This is a genomic window from Amycolatopsis pithecellobii, from assembly GCF_009707865.1.
Classification (GTDB): domain Bacteria; phylum Actinomycetota; class Actinomycetes; order Mycobacteriales; family Pseudonocardiaceae; genus Amycolatopsis_E; species Amycolatopsis_E pithecellobii.
The window spans coordinates 1-20179 of record NZ_WMBA01000010.1 but is presented as its reverse complement, the minus strand read 5'-3'; the positions used below and the strand labels follow the sequence as shown (position 1 = coordinate 20179).

Sequence of the window (20179 nt, the reverse complement as noted above, 5' to 3'; positions counted from 1 at the left end):
GCGCGACTCGCGCGCACGCAACGCGCGACTCGCGCGCACGCAACGCGCGACTCGCGCGCACGCAACGTGCGACTCGCGCGCATGGAACGCGCAACTCGCGGGGTCAGTCTGTTGTTACTGGGGCTAGTTTGCCGGCTTCCCAGGCTGCTCGGCGTTCGGCTTGCAGGACTGGGTCCGCCACCGGCGCTGCGGACAACAGCCGCCTTGTGTATTCCTGCTCCGGGTTGTGCAGCACCTTGTCACGATCGCCGACCTCGACAAGTTTGCCGTGTTGCATCACCGCGACCCGGTCGGCCAGCAGGTCGACCACAGCCAGATCGTGGCTGATGAACAGGCACGCGAAACCCAGAGTTTGCTGCAACCCCAGGAACAGATCCAGCACCCGCGCCTGCACCGAGACATCGAGCGCCGACGTCGGCTCGTCCGCGATCAGCAGTTGCGGGTCCAGGGACAGTGCACGGGCGATCGAGACGCGCTGGCGCTGACCGCCGGAGAGTTCGTGTGGGTATCGGTTGCGATAGTGCCCCGAAAGCTCAACCTTGTCCAAAAGGGACACTACGCGATCGTTGAGTTCTTTACCGCCGAACATCTTGTGTAGCACCATCGGCTCCGCGATCGATTCGCCGATGGTCATTTTCGGGTCCAGGGTGGAGGCCGGGTCCTGGAACACGATGGAGAAGTACCGCCGCAGTGGGCGCAGTTCCTTTGTGGACAGTTTGGTGATGTCCCGCCCCGCGACGGAAACCGTGCCTTGCGTGGGCTTCAACAGCCGGATCGCGCAACGGCCGACGGTCGACTTGCCGGAACCCGACTCGCCCACGAGACCGAGGATTTCGCCCTTGTTGATGTGCAGCGAAACCCCGTCCACCGCACGGTTCTTGGCCTGCCCGCGCCGGCCGGGGTACTCCAGCACCAGATCCTTGATCTCCAGCGCAGGCGCACCGGTCTCGATCTGCGACTCCAGTTCGGCGTCGGCGATGCGGATCTCCTCGGCGACCTTCGCCGCCTCTTCGGCATCCATCTCCAGCGGTGCGTCGTCCAGCAGGCGACGACCGGCCGGGCGCTGCCCGAGCACCGGCACCGCAGCCAGCAGGCGCCTTGTGTAGTCCTCCTTGGGCGAGGCGAACAGCTCGTGCACCGGAGCCTGTTCCACGATCTCGCCCTGGTACATCACCACGACCCGGTCGGCCAGGTCGGCGACGACACCCATGTCGTGCGTGATCAGCACGATCGCGGTGTTCAGCGTGTCCCGCAGCTTGCGCAGCAGGCCAAGGATCTCCGCCTGCACCGTCACGTCGAGCGCGGTCGTGGGCTCGTCGGCGATGATCACCTTGGGATCGCAGGCAATGGCCATCGCGATCACCACCCGCTGCCGCAGACCACCGGAAAGCTGGTGCGGGTACTGCTTGAACCGCTCGGCCGGATCCGGGATACCGACCATGTCGAGCAGTTCGCTCGCCCGCCGGTCCGCCGCCTCGCGGGAGATGTCCTGATGCGCCCGCAGTGCCTCGCGGATCTGCCAGCCCACCGTGTACACGGGGTTCAGCGCGCTCATCGGCTCCTGGAAGATCATCGCGATGTCATTGCCGCGGACCCGCCGCATGTCCTTGTCCCGCAGGCCCACCAGTTCGCGGTCATCCAGCCGCAGGTCGCCTTCGATCTTGCTGGTCTTGGGCAGCAGGCCGAGCACCGACATCGAGGTCACGGACTTGCCTGAACCAGACTCACCGACGACTGCGACGATCTCTCCGGGATTGACGTCGAAGCCGATTCCCTTGACCGCTTCGACGATGCCGTCCTCGGTCGCGAACGTGATCTTGAGATCGGCGATGGACAGGACGGAGCCCGAGGCGCCCAGCCTCGCCGTCGTCGTTTCTGTGCTCACCAATGGCCCTTCATGGGGGAAACGTTCCGCGCTGTTCAGCGCAACTTCGCGCGAGGATATCCGAGGATGCACCAACAAGGGTCTGGTCAGGGTAAATATTCTGCATATGTGAGCCGCAAATTGATGCTGGTCCATGCCCATCCCGACGACGAAACCATCACCACGGGCGGCACCATGGCCCGCTACGTAGCCGAGGGCGCCGACGTGGTCCTGGTGACCTGCACACTCGGCGAGGAAGGCGAAGTCATCCCACCGGAACTGACCGGCCTGGGTTCGTGGGCCGCCGACCAGCTCGGTGGTTACCGCTCGGGTGAACTGTCCGCGGCCCTACGGGAACTCGGCGTCACCCGGCACCGGTATCTCGGGGGCATCGGGGGCTGGCGTGATTCCGGAATGGCAGGTACCGCCGCGGCGAAACATCCCCGCGCCTTCGCGGCGGGCCCGCTGCACGAACAGGCGCAGCAACTGCGCGCGATCGTCGAGGAAGTACGGCCCGATGTGCTCGTGACGTACAACTCCTTCGGCGGCTACGGCCATCCCGACCACATCCGGGCTCACGAGATCACCATGGCTGCCGCGGACACGGCCAAGCGCGTCTTCCACATCGCCGCCGGGGGCGGTGCGGTGCTCCCGCCGGAGGCGCCGGCCACCGAGATCACCACCACGATCGACATCCGCTCGCACCTCGACGCGAAGATCGCGGCCCTGCGCGCCCATGCGACACAGGTCACCGTCGACCCGCCGGAGTTCGCCCTGTCCAATGGGGTGGCCCAGCCGATCGGCGAGGCCGAGTACTTCACCCTGGTGCGCGGCCCCCGTGCGGGTGCCGAGACTGACCTGTTCGGAGGACTGGCATGACGACACCACCAGCCGCTGCCGTCCGCCGTCGCGGCCTGCTCGTGTTGCTGCTCGTCGACACGATCCTGTTGGCCACACTGGAACTTTTCTTCCTGCCGCTGCGAATCGGTGGCACGGTGCCGGTCCCGTTCACCGTCGTGGTCGCGATCGTGACCACCCCGCTGCTGGTGGTGCAGGCGGCGAAACTCGTGCACCCGAGGGCGGCGTTTGCCCCGCTGGCGCTGTGGGTACTGACGATTGTCGTGCTGGGCCTGATGGGGCCAGGCGGTGATCTTGTACTGGTCCAGGACTGGCGTGCCCTGCTGCTGATCGCGGGTGGGGCGCTGCCTGCGGCGCTGGCACTCGGCGGGTCACTTGCCGCCCCGGGAAGGAAATAATGACGTGGCCGAAGCCATCTCCGACCGGCAGGTTGTGGCGGCGCTGCGCCCGTTCGTGCGCGCGGCACGGCCCGTGGTCGGCGCGATGCGCACGCCGGGCAGGCTGGAGGGCCTGGCCAATGTGAAGGTGCCAGGGTCGGCGGCGTGGGCGGCGATGTCAACCGAGCAGCGCACCGACTGGTGGATCAACCGCGTCGGGCGGCTGACGGCGCTGGTGACCGCGATCCCGGGCATCGGCGGCGCGCTGGCCGACCGGTTGCCGATCCAGGAAACGCTCGGCGCGAGTGCGCAGGGGCTGCTGCTGTGTGCGATCGCGGACGAGCACGGCATCGACGAGGTCGGCGAGCGGGTGCGGTTGCTGGGCTGGGTGCTGTTCCAGCGCGACCTCGATCCGGCGCTGGCGGCCGGAATGGATCGGGAACGCACCGAAGACGCCGAAACGGCGGAGCTCGCCGGCGAGTTCGGTGAACAGCGGGGCCGCAAGATCACGCTCAAAAGCGTGGCGGGAACGTTGTGGCGAATGGGCCGCTCACTGCTGGCCGTGTCCGGCGAACTGGAGAAGCGCCCGCGCGGTCGTTTCTACCAGCGCGCCATCGGCATGCTCCCGATCGTCGGTATGGCAGGCGACTACTGGGCGGAGCGCGCCGGCCTCAAACGCGTAGCGAAGCGAGCCGATCGATGGCTCAGTGCCGCCAGAACATGAAGGTGAGCTGGCCGAGGTAGGCGGCCTGACGGCTGCCGCCGATGGCTTCGTAGATGTAGCTCGACAGGTCCTGGAATGCGTTGCCGACGGTCGGTACCGCGAACAGCAAGGCGAACAGCACGAGCGGCGCCCACGGCCGGACCTTCGCGGCGAATTCGCGCGTCTGCGGTGCCAGGTACGGCTCGATCGCGCCGAACCCGTCCAGTCCCGGTATCGGCAGGATGTTCAGCACGAACGCGAACACCTGGAGCAGGGCCAGATAGGACAAGCCGATCGCGAGCCCGACGGCCATCGGGATGTAGGCCACCGCGAGCGTCAGCAGCAGGCCGAACACCAGGTTGCTCAACGGTCCCGCCAGCGACACCCAGGTTGCTACAGCCCGCGAGCGCAGCGCCCACCGGTTGATCCACACCGCGCCACCGGGCAGTGGGATGCCGCCGATCGCGAGCAGAATCAGTGGCAGCACAAGGGAAAGCACCGGATCCGTGTAGTGCCGGACATCCAGGTTCAGGTAGCCCTTGCCCGCGACGGAATGATCACCACCCCGGTAGGCGATGAAGGCGTGCCCGAACTCGTGCAGGGTGAGCGACACCGCCCATCCCGCCACCACGAGGATGAACACGCCCGCGATCAACATCGGATCGCGCGTGGTCTCCGCGTGGCTGAAAGCCGCAAGCAACCCGCCGACGATGGCGAGCGCCAGGATGCCGAAAAACACCGGGCTGGGTCTGACCGCTGATCGCTGCACAAAGACAGTCTGTCGTATCCGTCCGGATCGCTGTCGGCGTGTCCCCTTGCGCGACTGGGCATCAGGGTCCCCCAAACTCGGTACTCGGCTTGACCTGGCCGCATTACACGGGTGTAATCACATTGCTGTCATTCGACGCAGGAAGGGGGCGTCGGGTGCGGCTTCAACACCGCCAGCCTGGGGAGTGCGTGGAAGCAGAGGAGGCGGAAGTGCGGTTGGAAGCAGATGGAAGGGAATGGGGGCAGGTCGTGGAGTGGGGAGCGGGCCCGGACAGCGAACTGGGCGAGCTCGCCGACATCTTCGATCCCGCCGAGCCGCCCGAGTGGCAGGACCGCGCGCTGTGCGCGCAAACCGACCCAGAGGCGTTTTTCCCGGAGAAGGGCGGATCTACCCGCGAGGCCAAGCGGATCTGTCAGGGCTGTGAAGTGAAGGGCGAGTGCCTCGAGTACGCCCTGGCCCACGACGAACGCTTCGGCATCTGGGGTGGACTGTCCGAAAGGGAGCGTCGCAAGCTCAAGAAACGCGCCGTCTGAAAGTAGTTTCCCGCGGGCACCCGTTAAGGTGGCGCCTCACGGGAAACTCGGACAGCGGCGGGAGAAGTGTTGGCAGGGGACCGGTCCGGGCACACGGTCGCCTGGAGATTCGCACCGCCCGTAAGCGTTTTCCTTGTGCTCACAGCATTTGGGCTCGGCAGCAACGCGTCCAGGCTGGGTCTTGACCTCGCCGGCGGACGGCTGTTGCCTGTCGGTTCGCTGGGCGAGTTGTGGTCCACTTATCTCGCTGGCTGGCACCAGACTGGTGGCGGCACGGCGAGTGCGGCACCGGCGTCCCTCGCCGTTCTCGGTGTGCTGGGCGCGATCTTCACCCCGGTCGGTGGCCCGCCGGCCCTCGTCGCAGTGTTGCTCATCGGTGACGCGCCGCTCGCGGGGCTTTCCGCTTACGCCGCAACCTCTCGGCTGCCCGTGTCCCGATGGGCTCGCGCCGTCGCTGCCGTCGCGTACGCGTTGCTGCCCGCCGCCACCGCATCGGTCGCGCAGGGGCGTCTCGACGTGGTCGCGGTGCACATCGTCTTGCCACTGGTGATCTCCGGCGTCGCCCGGTTGCTGGGAGGCACCGGTGCCGGCTGGTTGCCCGCGTCGTCGATCTGCGCGGTCGGCGTCGCGGTGCTGGGGGCGTTTTCCCCGCTGGCACAAGGACTTGCGGTGCTCGGACTGGTCATCGGGTTCGTGGTTTTGCCGCCAGGCAACAGTTTGCTCAAGCAGATCGCCTCGGTCGTGATCGTCGTCGTGTTGCCGCTCGTGCTGTTGCTGCCGTGGCCGACCGTGTTGGTCAACCAGCCGGCGCTGTTCCTGCACGGGCTGAGTGGCCCGGCGCCCGCGCCCGCCGCCGCGGATCTCGTCGGCCTCGACCCGGTCCATGTCTGGCCGATGGGGTTGGCGCTTCTCGTGGCGGCGGTCGTCGCGGTGGTGATCCGGCCGCGAGCGTTGCTGAGTCCCGGTCTCGGGGTGCTCGCGCTCGGCGTGTGCGGGCTGGCCGTGGTGTTGCTCGTGCCGGTGAAGCCGCTGCAGGGCGGTGCGGCCTCGGTGGGCTTCACGGGAGTACCGCTCCTGGTGATCAGCGCCGGGTTACTGTGGATCATCCTCAGCGCGGTCCCGGACGGTGCTGTACTGCCGAAACTCGCCATGGCGGGCGCGGTGATCCTGCTCGTCGCGCTCGCGAGCGGTGCGGTGCTGGCGGCGGGCCGAGGCGGGCCGCTGCATACCGGCGGTGGTGACCAGCTCGCCAAGGCGCAGGCGGACGAGCTCGCGCGCACGGGCCGGTCGGTGCTGGTGGTCGGCACGGCCGACGTGCCGACGCGGCAGACCGGCGGGCGCCTGCCCCAGTTCGGCGACGACCAGCTGGTGCTCACCGCGGGCACCCCCGACCGCCTGACCGCCTGGCAAAGCGCGCTGCGGCAGCCGTCATCGGGCGCCACCAGGGCGGCGCTGTCGGCGGCGGCCGCGTCCGGCGCGCTGTTCGTGGTGCTGCCGGCAGGACAGGACCCTGGCCCGATCGTGACGCTGGCCCCCGACCTGGCCGTCGCCGTCCAGCCGACCGTCGATGGCCGGGCGGTACTGCGGCTGCTCGCGCCGTCCGGTCAAGTCGTGCTCGTACCGCCGGGCATCGCGAAGCAGGCCGTCACGTCCTCGGCTCCCGACAGCTGGTCCGGGGTCACCCCGGTCGACGCGGCACTGCCCGACGTCCGGGTGCGTGTCTCGGACGGCATTGCCGGGCGGCTGCTGGTGCTGTCGGCCGAGCAGGAAGCGGGCTGGCGGGCGACCGTCGACGGAAAGGCGCAACCGATCGTGCCCGCGTGGGGACACCAGGTGGCGGTCGCACTGCCGGAGACCTCGTCGGAGGTCAGCATCGAGCACCCCTCGACGCTGCGGGACGTGCTGCTGCTCGTCCAGGTCGCCGCGGTGCTGTTCGCCGTGCTGACCTCGGTGCCCGGCTCTACTCGCCCTCGATGACGTCCGGTTCGACCCCGAGGTAGCCGGCGATCTGCTCGACCAGCACGTCGTGCACCAGTTCGGCCAGCTCGCCCGGGTCCTTGGCCCGTGCCTCCAGCGGCCGCCGGTAGAGCACGATGCGCGCCCGCGTGGGCAGGCCGGTGCGGTCCATCCCGGCCGGGACCAGGCGTGACAGTGGCACCGGACCGTCCTGCAGCACCCCGTCGGCCTGCGCGGGCTGACCGGGGCCGCGCACCTCCGGCACGTCGTCGACCGCGACGTCGAGCTTCGTCAGCTGATCACGCCAGCGCGCCTCGATCGGCTCGAGCGAGTCGAGGACGAGCTGGTCGAACTTCTCCGCCCGGCTCGACGCGGCCGGGAGCGATGCCGGGTACAACGGCCCGCGCAGGCCACGACCATGGCGGTCGCGACGGACGCGCCGATGCTGCCGGGAGCTGCGAGCGGTGGACACAGACGAAGGTTACCGCCCTCCATCCGGTGTGCCTGCGCACAGTTCCCAGCGCGAGGCAGTATGGTCCGTGTTCGTGTCGAGCGTACGAAAGTGTTCGCGGACCGGGTGTCTCCAGCCCGCTGTCGCCACGCTGACCTACGCCTACAGCGATTCGACCGCGGTGGTCGGTCCCCTCGCGACGGCGTCGGAGCCGCATTCCTACGACCTGTGTGAAGAGCACGCGCTCCGGCTGACCGCACCCAAGGGGTGGGAAGTCGTGCGGCACGAGGGCTCCTTCGCCGAACCCGACCGTTCCGACGACGAGCTGACCGCGCTCGCCGAAGCGGTCAGGGAAGCAGGTCGCCAGGACCGCCCTGCCCAGCCCCCGGAGCCTGATACTCCATCCGGCCGCCGCGGGCACCTTCGCGTGTTGCCCGATCCAATCTCCTAGCTGTTCCCGGTACGCTTTCCGGCATCGAATCCGTCCGAACTGCCGGGAGAAGCGCGTGTCAGACCTGTCGGCCATCGTCAAGGCCTACGACATCCGGGGAGTGGTCGGCGACCAGCTGAACGCCGAGCTCGTGCGTGACTTCGGCGCGGCGTTCGCGTTGCTGATCAAACCCGAGTCCCCGGCGGTCGTCATCGGCCACGACATGCGCGAATCATCGCCGGCCCTGGCGAGGGCGTTCGCCGACGGGGTGACTTCGCAGGGCCTGGACGTCGTGTCGATCGGCCTCGCCAGCACCGACCAGCTTTACTACGCCTCCGGCGCGCTCAACCTCGCCGGTGCGCAGTTCACCGCCAGCCACAACCCCGCCAAGTACAACGGGATCAAGATGTGCCGGCCCGGTGCCGCGCCCGTCGGCCAGGACTCCGGGCTCGCCGAGATCCGGGACACCGTCGAGCAGGGCGTGCCCGCGTTCGAGGGGCAGCCCGGCACCGTCACCGAGCGCGACGTGCTCGCCGACTACGCCGCCTACCTGCGCGGGCTCGTCGACCTGTCGGACAGCCGCCCGCTGAAAATCGTGGTGGACGCCGGGAACGGCATGGGCGGGCACACCGTGCCGACCGTGTTCGAGGGGCTGCCGATCGAGATCGTGCCGATGTACTTCGAGCTCGACGGCAGCTTCCCCAATCACGAGGCCAACCCGCTGGACCCGAAGAACATCGTCGACCTGCAGGCGAAGGTGCGGGAGGTCGGCGCGGACGCGGGCCTGGCCTTCGACGGGGACGCCGACCGCTGCTTCGTCGTCGACGAGCACGGCGACCCGGTCGCGCCCAGCGCGATCACGGCTCTGGTCGCCACCCGTGAGCTGGCCAAGGAACCGGGCGGGACGATCATCCACAACCTGATCACGTCGCACGCGGTCCCGGAGATCGTGACCGAGCACGGCGGGAAACCGGTGCGCACTCGCGTCGGGCACTCCTTCATCAAGCAGGAGATGGCCCGTACCGGCGCGATCTTCGGCGGCGAGCACTCGGCCCACTACTACTTCCGCGACTTCTGGCGTGCCGATACCGGCATGCTCGCGGCGTTGCATGTGCTGGCCGCGCTCGGCGAGCAAGATCGTGCGCTGTCGGAGCTGACCCGCGAGTACCAGCGGTACTCCGCGTCCGGCGAGGTCAACTCGACGGTCGACGATCAGGTCGCCCGCCAGCTCGCGGTGAAGGACGCGTTCGCAAGCCGCTCGGGCGTGACGATCGACGAGCTGGACGGGCTGACCGTGCAGCTGCCCGACGGTGCGTGGTTCAACCTGCGCCCGTCCAACACCGAGCCCTTGCTGCGCCTCAACGTCGAGGCGCCGACCGACGACGCGGTGCGCGCCCTCACCGACGAAGTGCTCGCGATCGTTCGTGGTTGACCGCGTCGGCGCGTGGTAAGGAGAAAGTATGGCTTTCACGCTTGATGCCCAGTTACTGGAGATTCTCGCGTGCCCGTCGCCGGATCACGCACCGCTGCGTGCCGGCACCGACAGCGACCCCGCCGCGGACGCCCTGACGTGTACCTCGTGCGGCCGGATCTTCCCGGTGCGCGACGGTATTCCGGTGCTGTTGCTCGACGAGGCGACCGAACCCGACACCAGTGGTGCCAGTGTCAGCAGTGCTTGACGACACGCTCCTGGACGACCCCGCACGGCTGGCGGAGGTCGACTCGGCGGGGCTGCTGCGGGCCGCGGCGATGGCGGGCGCCCAGGTCCGCTCCACCACCGAAGCCGCCGCCGAAGCGGACCTCGCCGACCGGCTCGACATCGGCCGCCCGCGGGCGCTGGTATTCGTCGTACGGCCCGGTGTCGGCCGTGCGGTGACGAAGCTACTGGTGGCGTTGCTGGCCCCGTCCTGCCCGGTGCCGGTGGTCGTGAGCGAGGCCGTACCCAGCTGGATCGGCGCACTTGACGTCGTTTTCGCGCACACCGACGACCCGGCGGACCGGGAGCTGGCCGCGGGTATCGAGCGGGCCAGCCGCTACGGCGCCACGGTGGTGCTTTCGGCACCGGACGAGGGGCCGGTGGCCGCGTCGGTCGCGGGCAAGGGGGTGGTGCTCGCGCCCCGCGTTCCGGTGCCGCCCCAGCTGACGTTCGCCCGTGGTCTTGCCGCCGGTCTGCTCACGGCGAATGCGCTCGGTCTGCTGGTCGCCGACGTCGAAACGCTCGCCGACCAGCTCGACGGGGAGGCCGAGCGTGGTCATCTCGGCCGTGACTCGTTCTCGAACCCGGCGAAGGCGCTGGCACTGAGCCTCGCCGACCGGGTACCGATGCTGTGGGGGCTCGACCCGTTGGCGGTCGCCGTCGCCGAGCACGGTGCGTACGCGCTCGGTGCCTATGCGGGCGTGGTGTGCGACGCGGCCGACTATCGGCAGGCGCTCGCCCGTCCCGCGTTGCGGCGGGTCGTGCTCGCCGGTTCCGGTGAGCGGGACATCTTCGCCGACCCCGATTTCGACGACGCCGGCCCGAAACCACGTGTCCTGCTGCTGGCCGTGCACGGTGGGCCCACCGCGGACGCGGCCAGGCACGAGGCCTCGCATACCCTTCCAGGTGCCGGAATCATCGCACCAGGCGATGAAATCGCCGGTGACGAGCCGGTGCGTGCGGGAGTGCTCGCGTTACGGTTCGAGCTTGCGGCGGTCTATCTCGGACTCGCGGCGGGCACTATGGGGGGAGCCGGGCAGTACGCGCCGGCCACGGCGTGAGCTGAACGAGAACCGCCATCGAGGCGGCGAGGAGTTGAGAACACAGTGGAGCTGCTCCGCAATGCCGTGCGGCCCTACGCGTGGGGGTCCCGGACGACGATTCCGGAGTTGCTGGGGCGCGAGGTCCCGGCACCTCATCCGGAGGCGGAGCTGTGGATGGGTGCGCATCCTGGTGACCCCTCGCGGATCGTCGAGCCCGACGGCACGGAACGCAGCCTGCTGGACCTGATCGAGGCCGACCCGCAGGTGCACCTGGGGCCGGATTGCGCGCAGCGATGGAACAACCGGTTGCCGTTCCTGCTCAAGATCCTCGCGGTCGAGGAGCCGCTGTCGATGCAGGCGCACCCGTCGGCCGAGCAGTCCGCGGAGGGCCACGCGCGTGAGGAGGCCGCCGGCATTCCGCGCGACGCGCCCAACCGCAACTATCCCGACCCGACCGCGAAGCCCGAGCTGGTGTGCGCGCTGACGGAGTTCCACGCGCTCGCCGGTTTCCGCGAACCGCACCGCACGATCCAGCTGTTGCGTGCGGTCGAAACCCCGGGCCTGGCGAAGTACACCGAGCTGCTGGCCGTGCAGCCGGACTCGGACGGCATGCGCGCGCTGTTCACGACGTGGATCACGTTGCCGCAGGCCAGTCTCGACGAGCTGCTGCCCGAGGTGCTCGACGCGTGCGTGCTGCACGTGAAGGACCACGGCGAGTTCGATACCGAGTGCCGCACGATTCTGGAACTGGGTGAGGCGCATCCGCGGGATGCCGGGGTGCTGGCGGCGCTGCTGTTGAACCGGCTGACGCTGCGTGCGGGCGAGGCGATCTACCTGCCTGCCGGGAACCTGCACCTGTACCTGCACGGCACGGCGGTGGAGATCCTCGCGAACTCCGACAACATCCTGCGCTGCGGATTGACCCCGAAGCACGTGGACGTGCCGGAGCTGCTGCGCGTGGTCGATTTCAGCTGCTGCGACATGCCGGTCATGCCGGGCGAGCCGAGCGGTTGCGGCGACGTGTACCGGACTGACGCGCCCGAGTTCGAGCTGTCACGCCGCGACTGGGCGGCGGGCGAGCGGGACGATCTCCGGGTGGTGACCGGGGCGCCGCAGATCTTGCTGTGCACTGCCGGCCGGGTCCTCGTCCGCGCCGATGACGGGGCCGAGCTGGAGTTGCGCCGAGGAGAGTCGATCTGGCTGCCCGCGTCCGACCCGGCGGTGCACGTCCGCCCTCTCGGCGACGGCCGCACGCAACTGTTCCGCGCGACCTCGGGCCGCTAGTTCGCCGGGGTGATCACGCGGGGCCGGATGTGCTCGTACACGACGCTGGTGCGCACGTCCGCGACTTCGGGCCGTTGGGTGAGCCGGTCGATGACGAACGCGTACAGCGCGTCGTTGTCCGGAACCGCGACGTGGACGAGGAAATCCTCGCCGCCGGATACGACGAACACCCCGACGGTTTCCGGCAGCAGCGCGACCCATTCCCGGAAGGCCTCGATGACCTGGCGTTTCGGCGGGTGCACGCGAAGCGCGATGAGCGCCTGCACGGGGCGGCCGATCTTCGCGTAGTCGACGTCGAGCCGGTATCCGCTGATGACGCCGCGGTCCCGCAGCGAGCGCACGCGCTCCAGCGACGTGGACGGCGACACGCCCGTCGCGGCGGCCAGCTCGCGGTTCGTCCGCCGTGCGTCGCGCTGCAATTCCCGCAGTAGTGCCTGATCTAATTCGTCCAGCTCGGCCACGGGAGCCATTCTGCCGAACGAAGTTCGGCGACGGTAGCACCGTTGGCAATCTCTGGCTAGCTTGAGCGGCTGTGACCGAAGAACATCAGGAACTCAGGGCCGTTCTCGCGGCCGACGTTCGGGAAGGCGTCGGCACTCGGGCGGCGAAGCTGAAATGGGTCATCGTCGCCGACGAGTCGCTCGGCGCCGGGCTGATCGCGAACGCGGCGACCTGTCTGGGCGCGGCCGTCGCGTCGGCGCTGCCGGAGGTGGTCGGCGCCGGAGCGGTCGACGCGTCCGGCCAAGCCCATCCCGGCCTGCCGTGGAGCGGCTGCTCGATCCTCGCGGCGGATGCGGCGAAGGTGCGCGAGATCCGCACGAAGGCGGTGGCCAAGGACGGGCTGTTCATCGCGGACATGTCCAAGCATGCCCAGGTGAGCCGGAACTACGAGGAGTACCGCGCCGCTGTCGCGGCCAGCGACGAGGACGAGCTGAGCTACTACGCGGTGAGCCTCGTCGGCCCGCGCAACAAGATCGACAAGCTGGTCGGCGGTCTCCCGCTGCTGCGCTGAGGGCTCCGTGTGCCGGCCAGCCGGTAGCCCGGGAGGAATGCGGCCCCTTTAGGCTGCACTCCGACAAATGGGGCGAGTTCAGGGAGTCAGCGTGTCGGCAGGTGGCGGAACGAAGGCGATTCTCGCGGCGCTGGCCGCCAATGCCGGGATCGCCGTGGCGAAATTCGTCGGCTTCCTGTTCACCGGGTCGTCGTCGATGCTCGCCGAGTCGGTGCACTCGCTGGCCGACACGTCCAATCAGGGTCTGTTGCTTCTCGGCCAGCGCTCGTCGCGGCGCCGGGCTACGCGTGAGCATCCGTTCGGTTTCGGGCGGGACCGGTACTTCTACTCGTTCGTCGTGGCGCTCATGCTGTTCACGCTGGGCTCGGCGTTCGCGCTCTACGAAGGCATCCACAAGGTCCAGCATCCGGAGCCGCTGAGCGCGCCGCTCGTCGCCGTGCTGATCCTGGTCGTCGCGATCGGGCTGGAGGCCTACAGTTTCGTCACGGCGATGGGCGAATCCCGCAAGATCAAGGGTGACGTCACGTGGTGGGGCTTCATCCGCCAGTCACGCACTCCCGAGTTGCCGGTCGTGCTGCTGGAGGACACCGGCGCGCTGTTCGGTCTCCTGTTCGCGCTGATCGGGGTCGGGCTGTCGGAGGTGACCGGTGACCCGGTGTGGGACGGCATCGGCACGATCATGATCGGCACGCTGCTGGGGGTCATCGCGATCATCCTGATCGTGGAGATGAAGAGCCTGCTGATCGGCGAGGGCGCCACCGACGCGCAACTCGAGGCCATCGTCGCCGAGCTGACCGGTGGTGACGTCGAGCGCGTGATCCACATCCGCACCCAGTACCTCGGTCCCGATGAGCTGCTCGTCGCCGCCAAGCTGGCGCTGGCACCGAACCTCGAGCTGAGCCGCGTCGCCTTTGCCATCGACGAAGCCGAAGCGCGCGTGCGGGCGAAGGTGCCGGTCGCGCGGCTGATCTACCTCGAGCCCGATCTGGACCGCCAGATCGCTTGATTCGCACCGTTCTCCCCATGGGGTTATCGTGATTCACCGGACCTACCTCGGGAGCCGGGAGGAGCGAGACCTTGCCAGGCAACGGATTGCGGCGGACGAAATCCATCGAACAGTCCATTAAGGACACTGACGAACCGGAAACCCGGTTACGGCGCAACCTTTCCGCCTGGGATCTGACGGTCTTCGGGGTCGCGGTCGTGATCGGCGCCGGGATTTTCACGCTCACCGCGCGCACCGCGGGTGACTATGCCGGCCCGTCGGTTTCGCTGGCGTTCGTACTCGCCGCTGTCGCATGTGGACTCGCGGCCTTGTGTTACGCGGAATTCGCTTCCACCGTGCCGGTCGCAGGCAGCGCGTATACGTTCTCCTACGCCACTTTCGGCGAGTTCATGGCGTGGGTCATCGGCTGGGACCTGGTGCTGGAACTGGCTGTCGGCGGCGCCGCGGTCGCCAAGGGCTGGTCGGTCTACCTGGAAACCGTGCTGGGCTACCTTTTCGGCGCCGGCGCGAAAACCACGTTCTCGATCGGAAGCGTCGGCGTCGACTGGGGTGCGCTGGCGCTCGTCGCCGCGCTGACTACGGTCTTGGCGGTCGGGACGAAGCTGTCCTCCCGGGTGTCGATGGTGATCACCGCGATCAAGGTGCTCATCGTGTTGTTCGTCATCGTGCTCGGTGGCGTCTACATCAAGGGCGCGAACTACCACCCGTTCATCCCGCCCGCCGCCGATTCGGGTTCCGGCGAGACCGGTGTGAACCAATCGCTGTTCTCACTCGCCGCCGGTGGCGCCAGCAGTTCGTTCGGTGCGTTCGGCTTGCTGGCCGGTGCTTCTCTCGTCTTCTTCGCGTTCATCGGGTTCGACATCGTCGCCACCACGGCGGAGGAAACCCGGAACCCGCAACGTTCTGTGCCGCGCGGCATCTTCGGTTCGCTCGCGATCGTGACCGTGTTGTACGTGGCCGTGTCGCTGGTCGTCGTCGGCATGGTGCCCTACGGCGACCTCGCGACCAAGGCCGGCGACGGCAGCCACAAGACGCTGGCCACCGCGTTTGCCGTGAACGGGGTGGACTGGGCGGCGAACGTGATCTCCGTCGGTGCGCTCGCCGGCCTGACCACCGTCGTGATGGTGCTGATGCTCGGCCAGGTCCGGATCCTGTTCGCGATGTCGCGCGATGGCCTGCTGCCGCGCGGGCTCGCGCGCACGGGTCCGCGCGGCACGCCGTCGCGCGCGACGCTGCTGGTCGGCGCGCTCGTCGCGATCGCGGCCACGTTCTTCCCGGCGGACAAGCTGGAGGAGATGGTCAACGTCGGCACCCTGTTCGCCTTCGTGCTGGTCTCGGCGGGGGTGCTGATCCTTCGCCGCACACACCCGGACCTGCCGCGCGCGTTCAAGGTGCCCGGTGTGCCGGTGATCCCGCTACTGGCGATCCTCGCCTGCCTGTGGCTGATGCTGAACCTGACGGTGCTCACCTGGCTGCGGTTCGCGGCCTGGATGGTGGTCGGCGTGGTGATCTACTTCGCCTACAGCCGCCGGAATTCCTTACTGGGCAAGCGAAACGCGAAAGTTACCGTGCCAGGTTGAACCGGGGAAGATCGGGGAACAACGGCACCTGTTCCCCGAACGGCCGACGCGATGGGCGGTCTGGGAATTCGAGCCCCGCGGCCATCGCGACCGCGCGGTCCCATTCCGGATCGACCTCGTAGTCGCTGTGCCCGAGCACACCGGCGGCCCAGCGCCGGGTGCCGGACGTGTTGCGGATCGGGTCGGGCAGCCAGTGATCCCCGCCGAGGACGAGGGCGCCGCTCGGGCCGGACTGCGCGGGCCCCAGCGCGCCGACCTCGCCGGTGGGCAGGAAACCGACGCCGAGGAGCTTGCCGTCGACCACCTTCTGCCGCCACGACGTGACCCCGCCGCCGAAGATGTCGGTGCCGCGGGCCAGGCCCCGCCACCGTCCGCCGAGCTCACCGAACAACGTGGTCAGCGCGTCCAGCGAGAGCACCGCTGGGAACGCGCGCTGATAGCCCCACTGCAGCGGCGAACCCGCGGTGAGCAGGCCGACGCGTTCGCGGTCGTCCTCCGGCAGATCGTGCATCAGCCGCGAGGCTGCGATGAGCGCGAGAAGGCTGCCGATGTTGTGCCCGCCGAGCACGACCCGCGTGCTCGGTTCGGCCAGATGTTCCTTCGCGCGTGCGGTCAGTTCGGGCACGACCTTGAGCGCATAACTCGGTGGCACGGCCGGATGCACCACCCGCGGCCAGAAGCACACCAGATCCGCGAGCGCGCCGAGATGCCGGTTCCGGCCGGGTTTCGTAGCGGCGGTATAGACCACCCGCAGCAGCCCGGCTGCCATCGCGCCGAGCGCGAAAACCCCGAGCGCGGACAGTGGATTGAACCAGCCCGGCAGGTAATGGAAAACGTAGTGCGCCACCAGAAGCGCGGCCGCGCCGGCGGACATGCCGAACACGACACCGGACACCAGCTGGTGCAGATGCCGCCGCTCCCACGACGAGCGGGCCCAGGCCGCGGCCGCCGCCTTCTCGTCGCCGTGAGTGTCCTGTAGCAGTTCCACGATCTCCGGCACACCGCGCCGACGGCGGCGCAGTGGCACGCCGACCGCGAACCCCAGCGCCGCCAGCAAAGCGGCAAGCGCCAGCCCAGCGCCCCACAACACGGTCACCGGCGTGTAGCTGACGGGCAGTTGCAGTGCGGACGCACCGGCGAGCCGGCGCAGCGCGATCGCGAGCCCGGCCCCGAAACCGCCGCCCAGCAGAACCGCGAGTGCCAGCACCGGCGCGGCCGCCCAACCCCCGAGCCATGGCCGCAGCCGCTTCGGCTGTGCACGCCAGATCCGCCCGCCCAGCACTGCGGCCGGGATGAGCAGGACGGCGAACAGGACGGAGACCACCAGCAACGCGGCGCCGAGCGCCTGCACCGTGTCATCCGACCCGGCGGGCAGCACGGGCCGGAACGCGGCGACCGAGGCGAAGACCAGCGTCGCGAACGCGAGCACGCTGCGCCGGGCCCACCGTTGCAGCGAGCGCACCCCGGCCGCGGCCGTCAACAGGGTGGCCAGCACGAGTGCGAGCGCGCAGATCCACGCGGTCAACTCGGGCACCCGGTCCGGCGCGTGCAACGGGCCGCCGAGCGCGAGTAGCGTCGCCGTCGCCAGCGCGGCGACCGCGTGCACGCTGCGCAGGTCCGGCGCACTCGTCCCGTCGCGCAGAATGTCGCCGGGCAGAGCGCCCCGCCGCGCCGGTACGTCTTCCGCGGTGACCTTCCATTTCGTGCCGGAGACCCGGTACAGCACGAAGACCACCACGGCCAGCGGCACCAGCCCGGCGATCGTGCGCAGCACGGTCAGCTCGCGCAGCCGCTCCGGTACGACGGACAGGCAGGCCGAACCGGGTGCGAGACATTGCGTCGCGAACAGGTCGAGCGCGATCACCGAGAGCTGCCCGACCAGCAGCATCGTCAGCAGCAACCCGGCGACGCGCAGCAGGCTCCGGCACACCGCCCCGAACGCGGCGGCGGTGCGGCTGCCCTCCGGCGCGGGCGGCAGCATCCAGAACGCCACATTCGCCAGAGAGAAAGGGAAAAGCAGCGCCCAAGTCGCCTTCGCGGCGCCGCCTGAGGTCATCGCGCCCCACAGGTAACCCTCGAGAGTCCGCGGAACTGAGCGGCCGAGCGCCTGTAGCACCGGCCCCGGCGCAGGCCGGCGCAGCCGGTCGGACGGCCGGACCACGCGGCCGACCCCGTCACCGGCGACCTCGACCGTGCTCACCGCGTCCAGCAATGCCTCACCGGTGGTACCGGTGACGCCGGGCACCCGCAGTTCGACGATCCGGGTTTCCGGGCCGGGAATCGGCACGTGGCTGTCTCCTTCACGAAGGTGTAACGGAATGAACCGACAACGGTACTGTTCAGGTGTCACCAACTCTTGGAGGAAATGCCCGATGACCCCCGAAAGCGTTGCCAAATGGCACGACACCCGTAATGGGGTGGAGTTCGCGGTCGCGGATCTGGAGCTGGCCGAGTTCGGCCGCAAGGAGATCCGGCTGGCCGAGCATGAGATGCCGGGGCTGATGGCATTGCGCCGTGAGTACGCGGAAGTGTTTCCGCTGCGCGGCGCCAGGGTCTCCGGATCGCTGCACATGACGGTCCAGACCGCGGTACTGATCGAGACGTTGGTCGCGCTCGGCGCGGAGGTCCGCTGGGCCTCGTGCAACATCTTCTCCACGCAGGACCACGCGGCGGCCGCGGTCGTCGTCGGCCCGCACGGCTCGGTGGAGGAGCCGAAGGGCGTGCCGGTGTTCGCGTGGAAGGGCGAGTCGCTCGAGGAGTACTGGTGGTGCACCGAGCGGATGCTCACCTGGGACGGTGAGGGCCCGAACATGATCCTCGACGACGGTGGCGACGCGACGATGCTCGTGCATCGCGGGACCGAGTTCGAGGCCGCCGGTGTGGTGCCGCCGGCGGACGACAACGATCCGGACGAGTGGAAGGTCTTCCTCGGCCTGTTGCGCGACTCGCTGGCCGCCGACGCGGGCAAGTGGACGCGTGTCGGCGCCGGCATCCGTGGCGTGACGGAGGAGACCACGACCGGTGTGCTGCGGCTGTACCAGCTGGCGGCGCAAGGGAAACTGCTGTTCCCGGCGATCAACGTGAACGACTCGGTGACGAAGTCGAAGTTCGACAACCGGTACGGCATCCGGCATTCGCTCATCGACGGCATCAACCGCGGCACCGACGTGCTCATCGGTGGCAAGGTGGCGGTCGTCTGCGGTTACGGCGACGTCGGCAAGGGCGCGGCGGAGTCGCTGGCAGGGCAGGGTGCGCGGGTGATCATCACCGAGATCGACCCGATCTGCGCGTTGCAGGCGACGATGGACGGCTACCAGGTCAAGACGCTGGAGTCCGCGCTGCCGGAGGCGGACATCGTGATCACCACGACCGGCAACAAGGACGTGGTGATGGCCGAGCACATGGCGCGGATGAAGCATCAGACCATCGTCGGCAACATCGGCCATTTCGACAATGAGATCGATATCGCGGGCCTGACCCGGTACCCGGGAATCCGGCGGGTGAACATCAAGCCTCAGGTCGACGAGTGGGTCTTCCCGGATGGGCACAGCATTCTCGTGCTGTCCGAAGGCCGGTTGCTGAACCTGGGCAATGCGACCGGACATCCGTCGTTCGTGATGTCCAACAGCTTCTCCAACCAGGTCATCGCGCAGGTCGAGCTGTTCACCAAGCGCGAGGAATACGACAACGAGGTCTACCGGCTGCCGAAGAAGCTCGACGAGAAGGTCGCCCGGATCCACCTGCAGGCCCTCGGCGGCGAGCTGACGAAGCTGACGAAGGAACAGGCGGAGTACATCGACGTCGATGTCGAAGGCCCGTACAAGTCGGAGCACTACCGCTACTGAAACCGCACGTCATACCGCGTCGAGCCGCGCTATCATCTTGACATCTCGCGCTATCATGGGAGTCGTGAAACAGATGATTGCGCGGCTCGACGACGACCTTCATGCGCGCATCAAAGCGAAGGCCGAAGCCGAGGGGCGCAGCATGAACGAGTTCGTCACCGCGACGCTCAAGGCTGCCGTCGACAAGGAAGAAACCCGCGAAGAGTGGCACAGGCGCATGCTCGCGGAGGGCAAGATCATCGTCTTCGAGCCGGAAAGCCCCGCGCCCGGACGCGATGAGCTCGAGGAGATGTCGCGCGGCTGGGGCACCGCGGTCAGCGAGGCGCTGGAGTGGTCGCGAGGTGAGTGGTGATCGCCCTTTACGCGGACACGAGCGCCGTCGCCGGTGCGTACCTCGCGGACGAGCCCGATCATCGCGCGCTGCGCGAGCTTCTGTTCGAGAACGGGCACCTCGTGTTGACCAGCGAACTGACCCGGCTCGAGTTCGCGAGCGCGATCGCCACGGCGAAGCGGCAAGGCCGGATACCCGGCGCGCCCGAGTTCCTGGCCCAGTTCGACGAGGACACCGAGCAGGGCTTGCTCAACCTGATCCCGTTGGCTCCCCATCAGATCATGCCCACCGCACGCCACGTGGTGCTCGGCGATAAACCGGTTCGCACACTTGACGCGATCCACCTTGCCGTCGCGATGCGTGACGCCGTGAGCCTCGTCGGCGGCGCGCCGGTCGCCATGGTCACCCGTGATCAGCGGCAGGCCGACGCAGCCAAGGCGC

The 20179-nt window shown here is 68.8% G+C and carries 21 protein-coding genes; 16 read left to right on the top strand and 5 right to left on the bottom strand.

Annotated features, from left to right (window positions below):
- Positions 1–103: 103 nt before the first annotated feature.
- On the bottom strand, positions 104–2026 hold the full coding sequence (locus GKO32_RS09280; RefSeq protein ID WP_246243388.1) for an ABC transporter ATP-binding protein: 1923 nt from the start codon (positions 2024–2026) through the stop codon (positions 104–106).
- On the opposite strand from GKO32_RS09280, the gene mshB reads away from it, so the two are divergent.
- The 3 genes from mshB to GKO32_RS09265 are packed head-to-tail and all read left to right on the top strand — an operon-like array spanning position 2009 to position 3823.
- The gene (gene mshB, locus GKO32_RS09275; RefSeq protein ID WP_246243395.1) at positions 2009–2743 is read left to right on the top strand and encodes an N-acetyl-1-D-myo-inositol-2-amino-2-deoxy-alpha-D-glucopyranoside deacetylase; all 735 of its coding nucleotides are present in this window, start codon (positions 2009–2011) and stop codon (positions 2741–2743) included. The genes GKO32_RS09280 and mshB overlap by 18 nt on opposite strands.
- Positions 2740–3120: a hypothetical protein gene (locus tag GKO32_RS09270; protein ID WP_154756386.1), complete on the top strand. Its 381-nt coding sequence runs from the start codon at positions 2740–2742 to the stop codon at positions 3118–3120. Before mshB ends, GKO32_RS09270 begins: the two co-directional genes overlap by 4 nt.
- Positions 3121–3124: 4 nt before the next feature.
- Positions 3125–3823, top strand: a complete 699-nt coding sequence (locus GKO32_RS09265; protein WP_312867721.1) for a hypothetical protein — start codon at positions 3125–3127, stop codon at positions 3821–3823.
- On the opposite strand, the gene GKO32_RS09260 is transcribed toward GKO32_RS09265, so the two are convergent.
- The gene (locus tag GKO32_RS09260; RefSeq protein ID WP_312867720.1) at positions 3804–4571 is read right to left on the bottom strand and encodes a site-2 protease family protein; all 768 of its coding nucleotides are present in this window, start codon (positions 4569–4571) and stop codon (positions 3804–3806) included. The genes GKO32_RS09265 and GKO32_RS09260 overlap by 20 nt on opposite strands.
- A 248-nt stretch (positions 4572–4819) precedes the next feature.
- Between GKO32_RS09260 and GKO32_RS09255 the strand changes: the two genes are divergently transcribed.
- Positions 4820–5104, top strand: a complete 285-nt coding sequence (locus tag GKO32_RS09255; RefSeq protein WP_376765940.1) for a WhiB family transcriptional regulator — start codon at positions 4820–4822, stop codon at positions 5102–5104.
- Between the two features lie 135 nt (positions 5105–5239).
- Positions 5240–7081: a hypothetical protein gene (locus tag GKO32_RS09250; protein ID WP_312867719.1), complete on the top strand. Its 1842-nt coding sequence runs from the start codon at positions 5240–5242 to the stop codon at positions 7079–7081.
- On the opposite strand, the gene GKO32_RS09245 is transcribed toward GKO32_RS09250, so the two are convergent.
- Entirely contained in the window at positions 7065–7532 is a 468-nt protein-coding gene (locus tag GKO32_RS09245) for a metallopeptidase family protein (protein ID WP_312867718.1), read from the bottom strand. The genes GKO32_RS09250 and GKO32_RS09245 overlap by 17 nt on opposite strands.
- 73 nt (positions 7533–7605) lie before the next feature.
- Between GKO32_RS09245 and GKO32_RS09240 the strand changes: the two genes are divergently transcribed.
- From GKO32_RS09240 to manA, 5 genes are read left to right on the top strand one after another with little or no spacing between them, the layout of a single operon-like run.
- Positions 7606–7962, top strand: a complete 357-nt coding sequence (locus tag GKO32_RS09240; protein WP_312867717.1) for a DUF3499 domain-containing protein — start codon at positions 7606–7608, stop codon at positions 7960–7962.
- A 55-nt stretch (positions 7963–8017) separates the two neighbouring features.
- On the top strand, positions 8018–9373 hold the full coding sequence (locus GKO32_RS09235; protein ID WP_312867716.1) for a phosphomannomutase/phosphoglucomutase: 1356 nt from the start codon (positions 8018–8020) through the stop codon (positions 9371–9373).
- Between the two features lie 28 nt (positions 9374–9401).
- Entirely contained in the window at positions 9402–9620 is a 219-nt protein-coding gene (locus GKO32_RS09230; RefSeq protein WP_154756382.1) for a Trm112 family protein, read from the top strand.
- Entirely contained in the window at positions 9604–10698 is a 1095-nt protein-coding gene (locus GKO32_RS09225; RefSeq protein WP_376765939.1) for a hypothetical protein, read from the top strand. The genes GKO32_RS09230 and GKO32_RS09225 overlap by 17 nt, the downstream gene beginning before the upstream one ends.
- Before the next feature lie 45 nt (positions 10699–10743).
- Positions 10744–11964 (top strand): mannose-6-phosphate isomerase, class I, encoded by a 1221-nt coding sequence (manA, locus tag GKO32_RS09220; RefSeq protein ID WP_312867715.1) that lies wholly within the window; start codon positions 10744–10746, stop codon positions 11962–11964.
- Here manA and GKO32_RS09215 read toward each other — a convergent pair.
- Positions 11961–12416, bottom strand: coding sequence for an Lrp/AsnC family transcriptional regulator (locus GKO32_RS09215; RefSeq protein ID WP_166459463.1), 456 nt, complete (start codon positions 12414–12416; stop codon positions 11961–11963). The two genes, manA and GKO32_RS09215, sit on opposite strands and share 4 nt — an antisense overlap.
- Positions 12417–12496: 80 nt before the next feature.
- Here GKO32_RS09215 and GKO32_RS09210 point away from each other — a divergent pair, with 80 nt between their 5' ends.
- The 3 genes from GKO32_RS09210 to GKO32_RS09200 all read left to right on the top strand — a co-directional run bounded on the left by GKO32_RS09210 (position 12497) and on the right by GKO32_RS09200 (position 15562).
- On the top strand, positions 12497–12976 hold the full coding sequence (locus GKO32_RS09210; protein WP_312867714.1) for a DUF2000 domain-containing protein: 480 nt from the start codon (positions 12497–12499) through the stop codon (positions 12974–12976).
- A gap of 91 nt (positions 12977–13067) precedes the next feature.
- Positions 13068–13982 (top strand): cation diffusion facilitator family transporter, encoded by a 915-nt coding sequence (locus tag GKO32_RS09205; RefSeq protein ID WP_312867713.1) that lies wholly within the window; start codon positions 13068–13070, stop codon positions 13980–13982.
- A gap of 71 nt (positions 13983–14053) precedes the next feature.
- Positions 14054–15562: an amino acid permease gene (locus tag GKO32_RS09200; protein ID WP_154756379.1), complete on the top strand. Its 1509-nt coding sequence runs from the start codon at positions 14054–14056 to the stop codon at positions 15560–15562.
- Here the strand turns inward: GKO32_RS09200 and GKO32_RS09195 are convergent.
- A complete protein-coding gene (locus GKO32_RS09195) occupies positions 15546–17843 on the bottom strand; it encodes a hypothetical protein (RefSeq protein WP_312867753.1) in 2298 nt (765 codons plus the stop codon). The genes GKO32_RS09200 and GKO32_RS09195 overlap by 17 nt on opposite strands.
- A 91-nt stretch (positions 17844–17934) precedes the next feature.
- On the opposite strand from GKO32_RS09195, the gene ahcY reads away from it, so the two are divergent.
- From ahcY to GKO32_RS09180, 3 genes are all read left to right on the top strand, one after another.
- Complete coding sequence (gene ahcY, locus GKO32_RS09190; RefSeq protein ID WP_154756378.1) at positions 17935–19407, top strand: adenosylhomocysteinase; 1473 nt, start codon at positions 17935–17937, stop codon at positions 19405–19407.
- A 55-nt stretch (positions 19408–19462) separates the two neighbouring features.
- Positions 19463–19759 (top strand): FitA-like ribbon-helix-helix domain-containing protein, encoded by a 297-nt coding sequence (locus GKO32_RS09185; RefSeq protein ID WP_312867712.1) that lies wholly within the window; start codon positions 19463–19465, stop codon positions 19757–19759.
- Positions 19756–20179, top strand: a 424-nt coding sequence (locus GKO32_RS09180; protein ID WP_312867711.1) for a type II toxin-antitoxin system VapC family toxin, incomplete at its 3' end; no start/stop codon positions are given. The genes GKO32_RS09185 and GKO32_RS09180, both read left to right, overlap by 4 nt.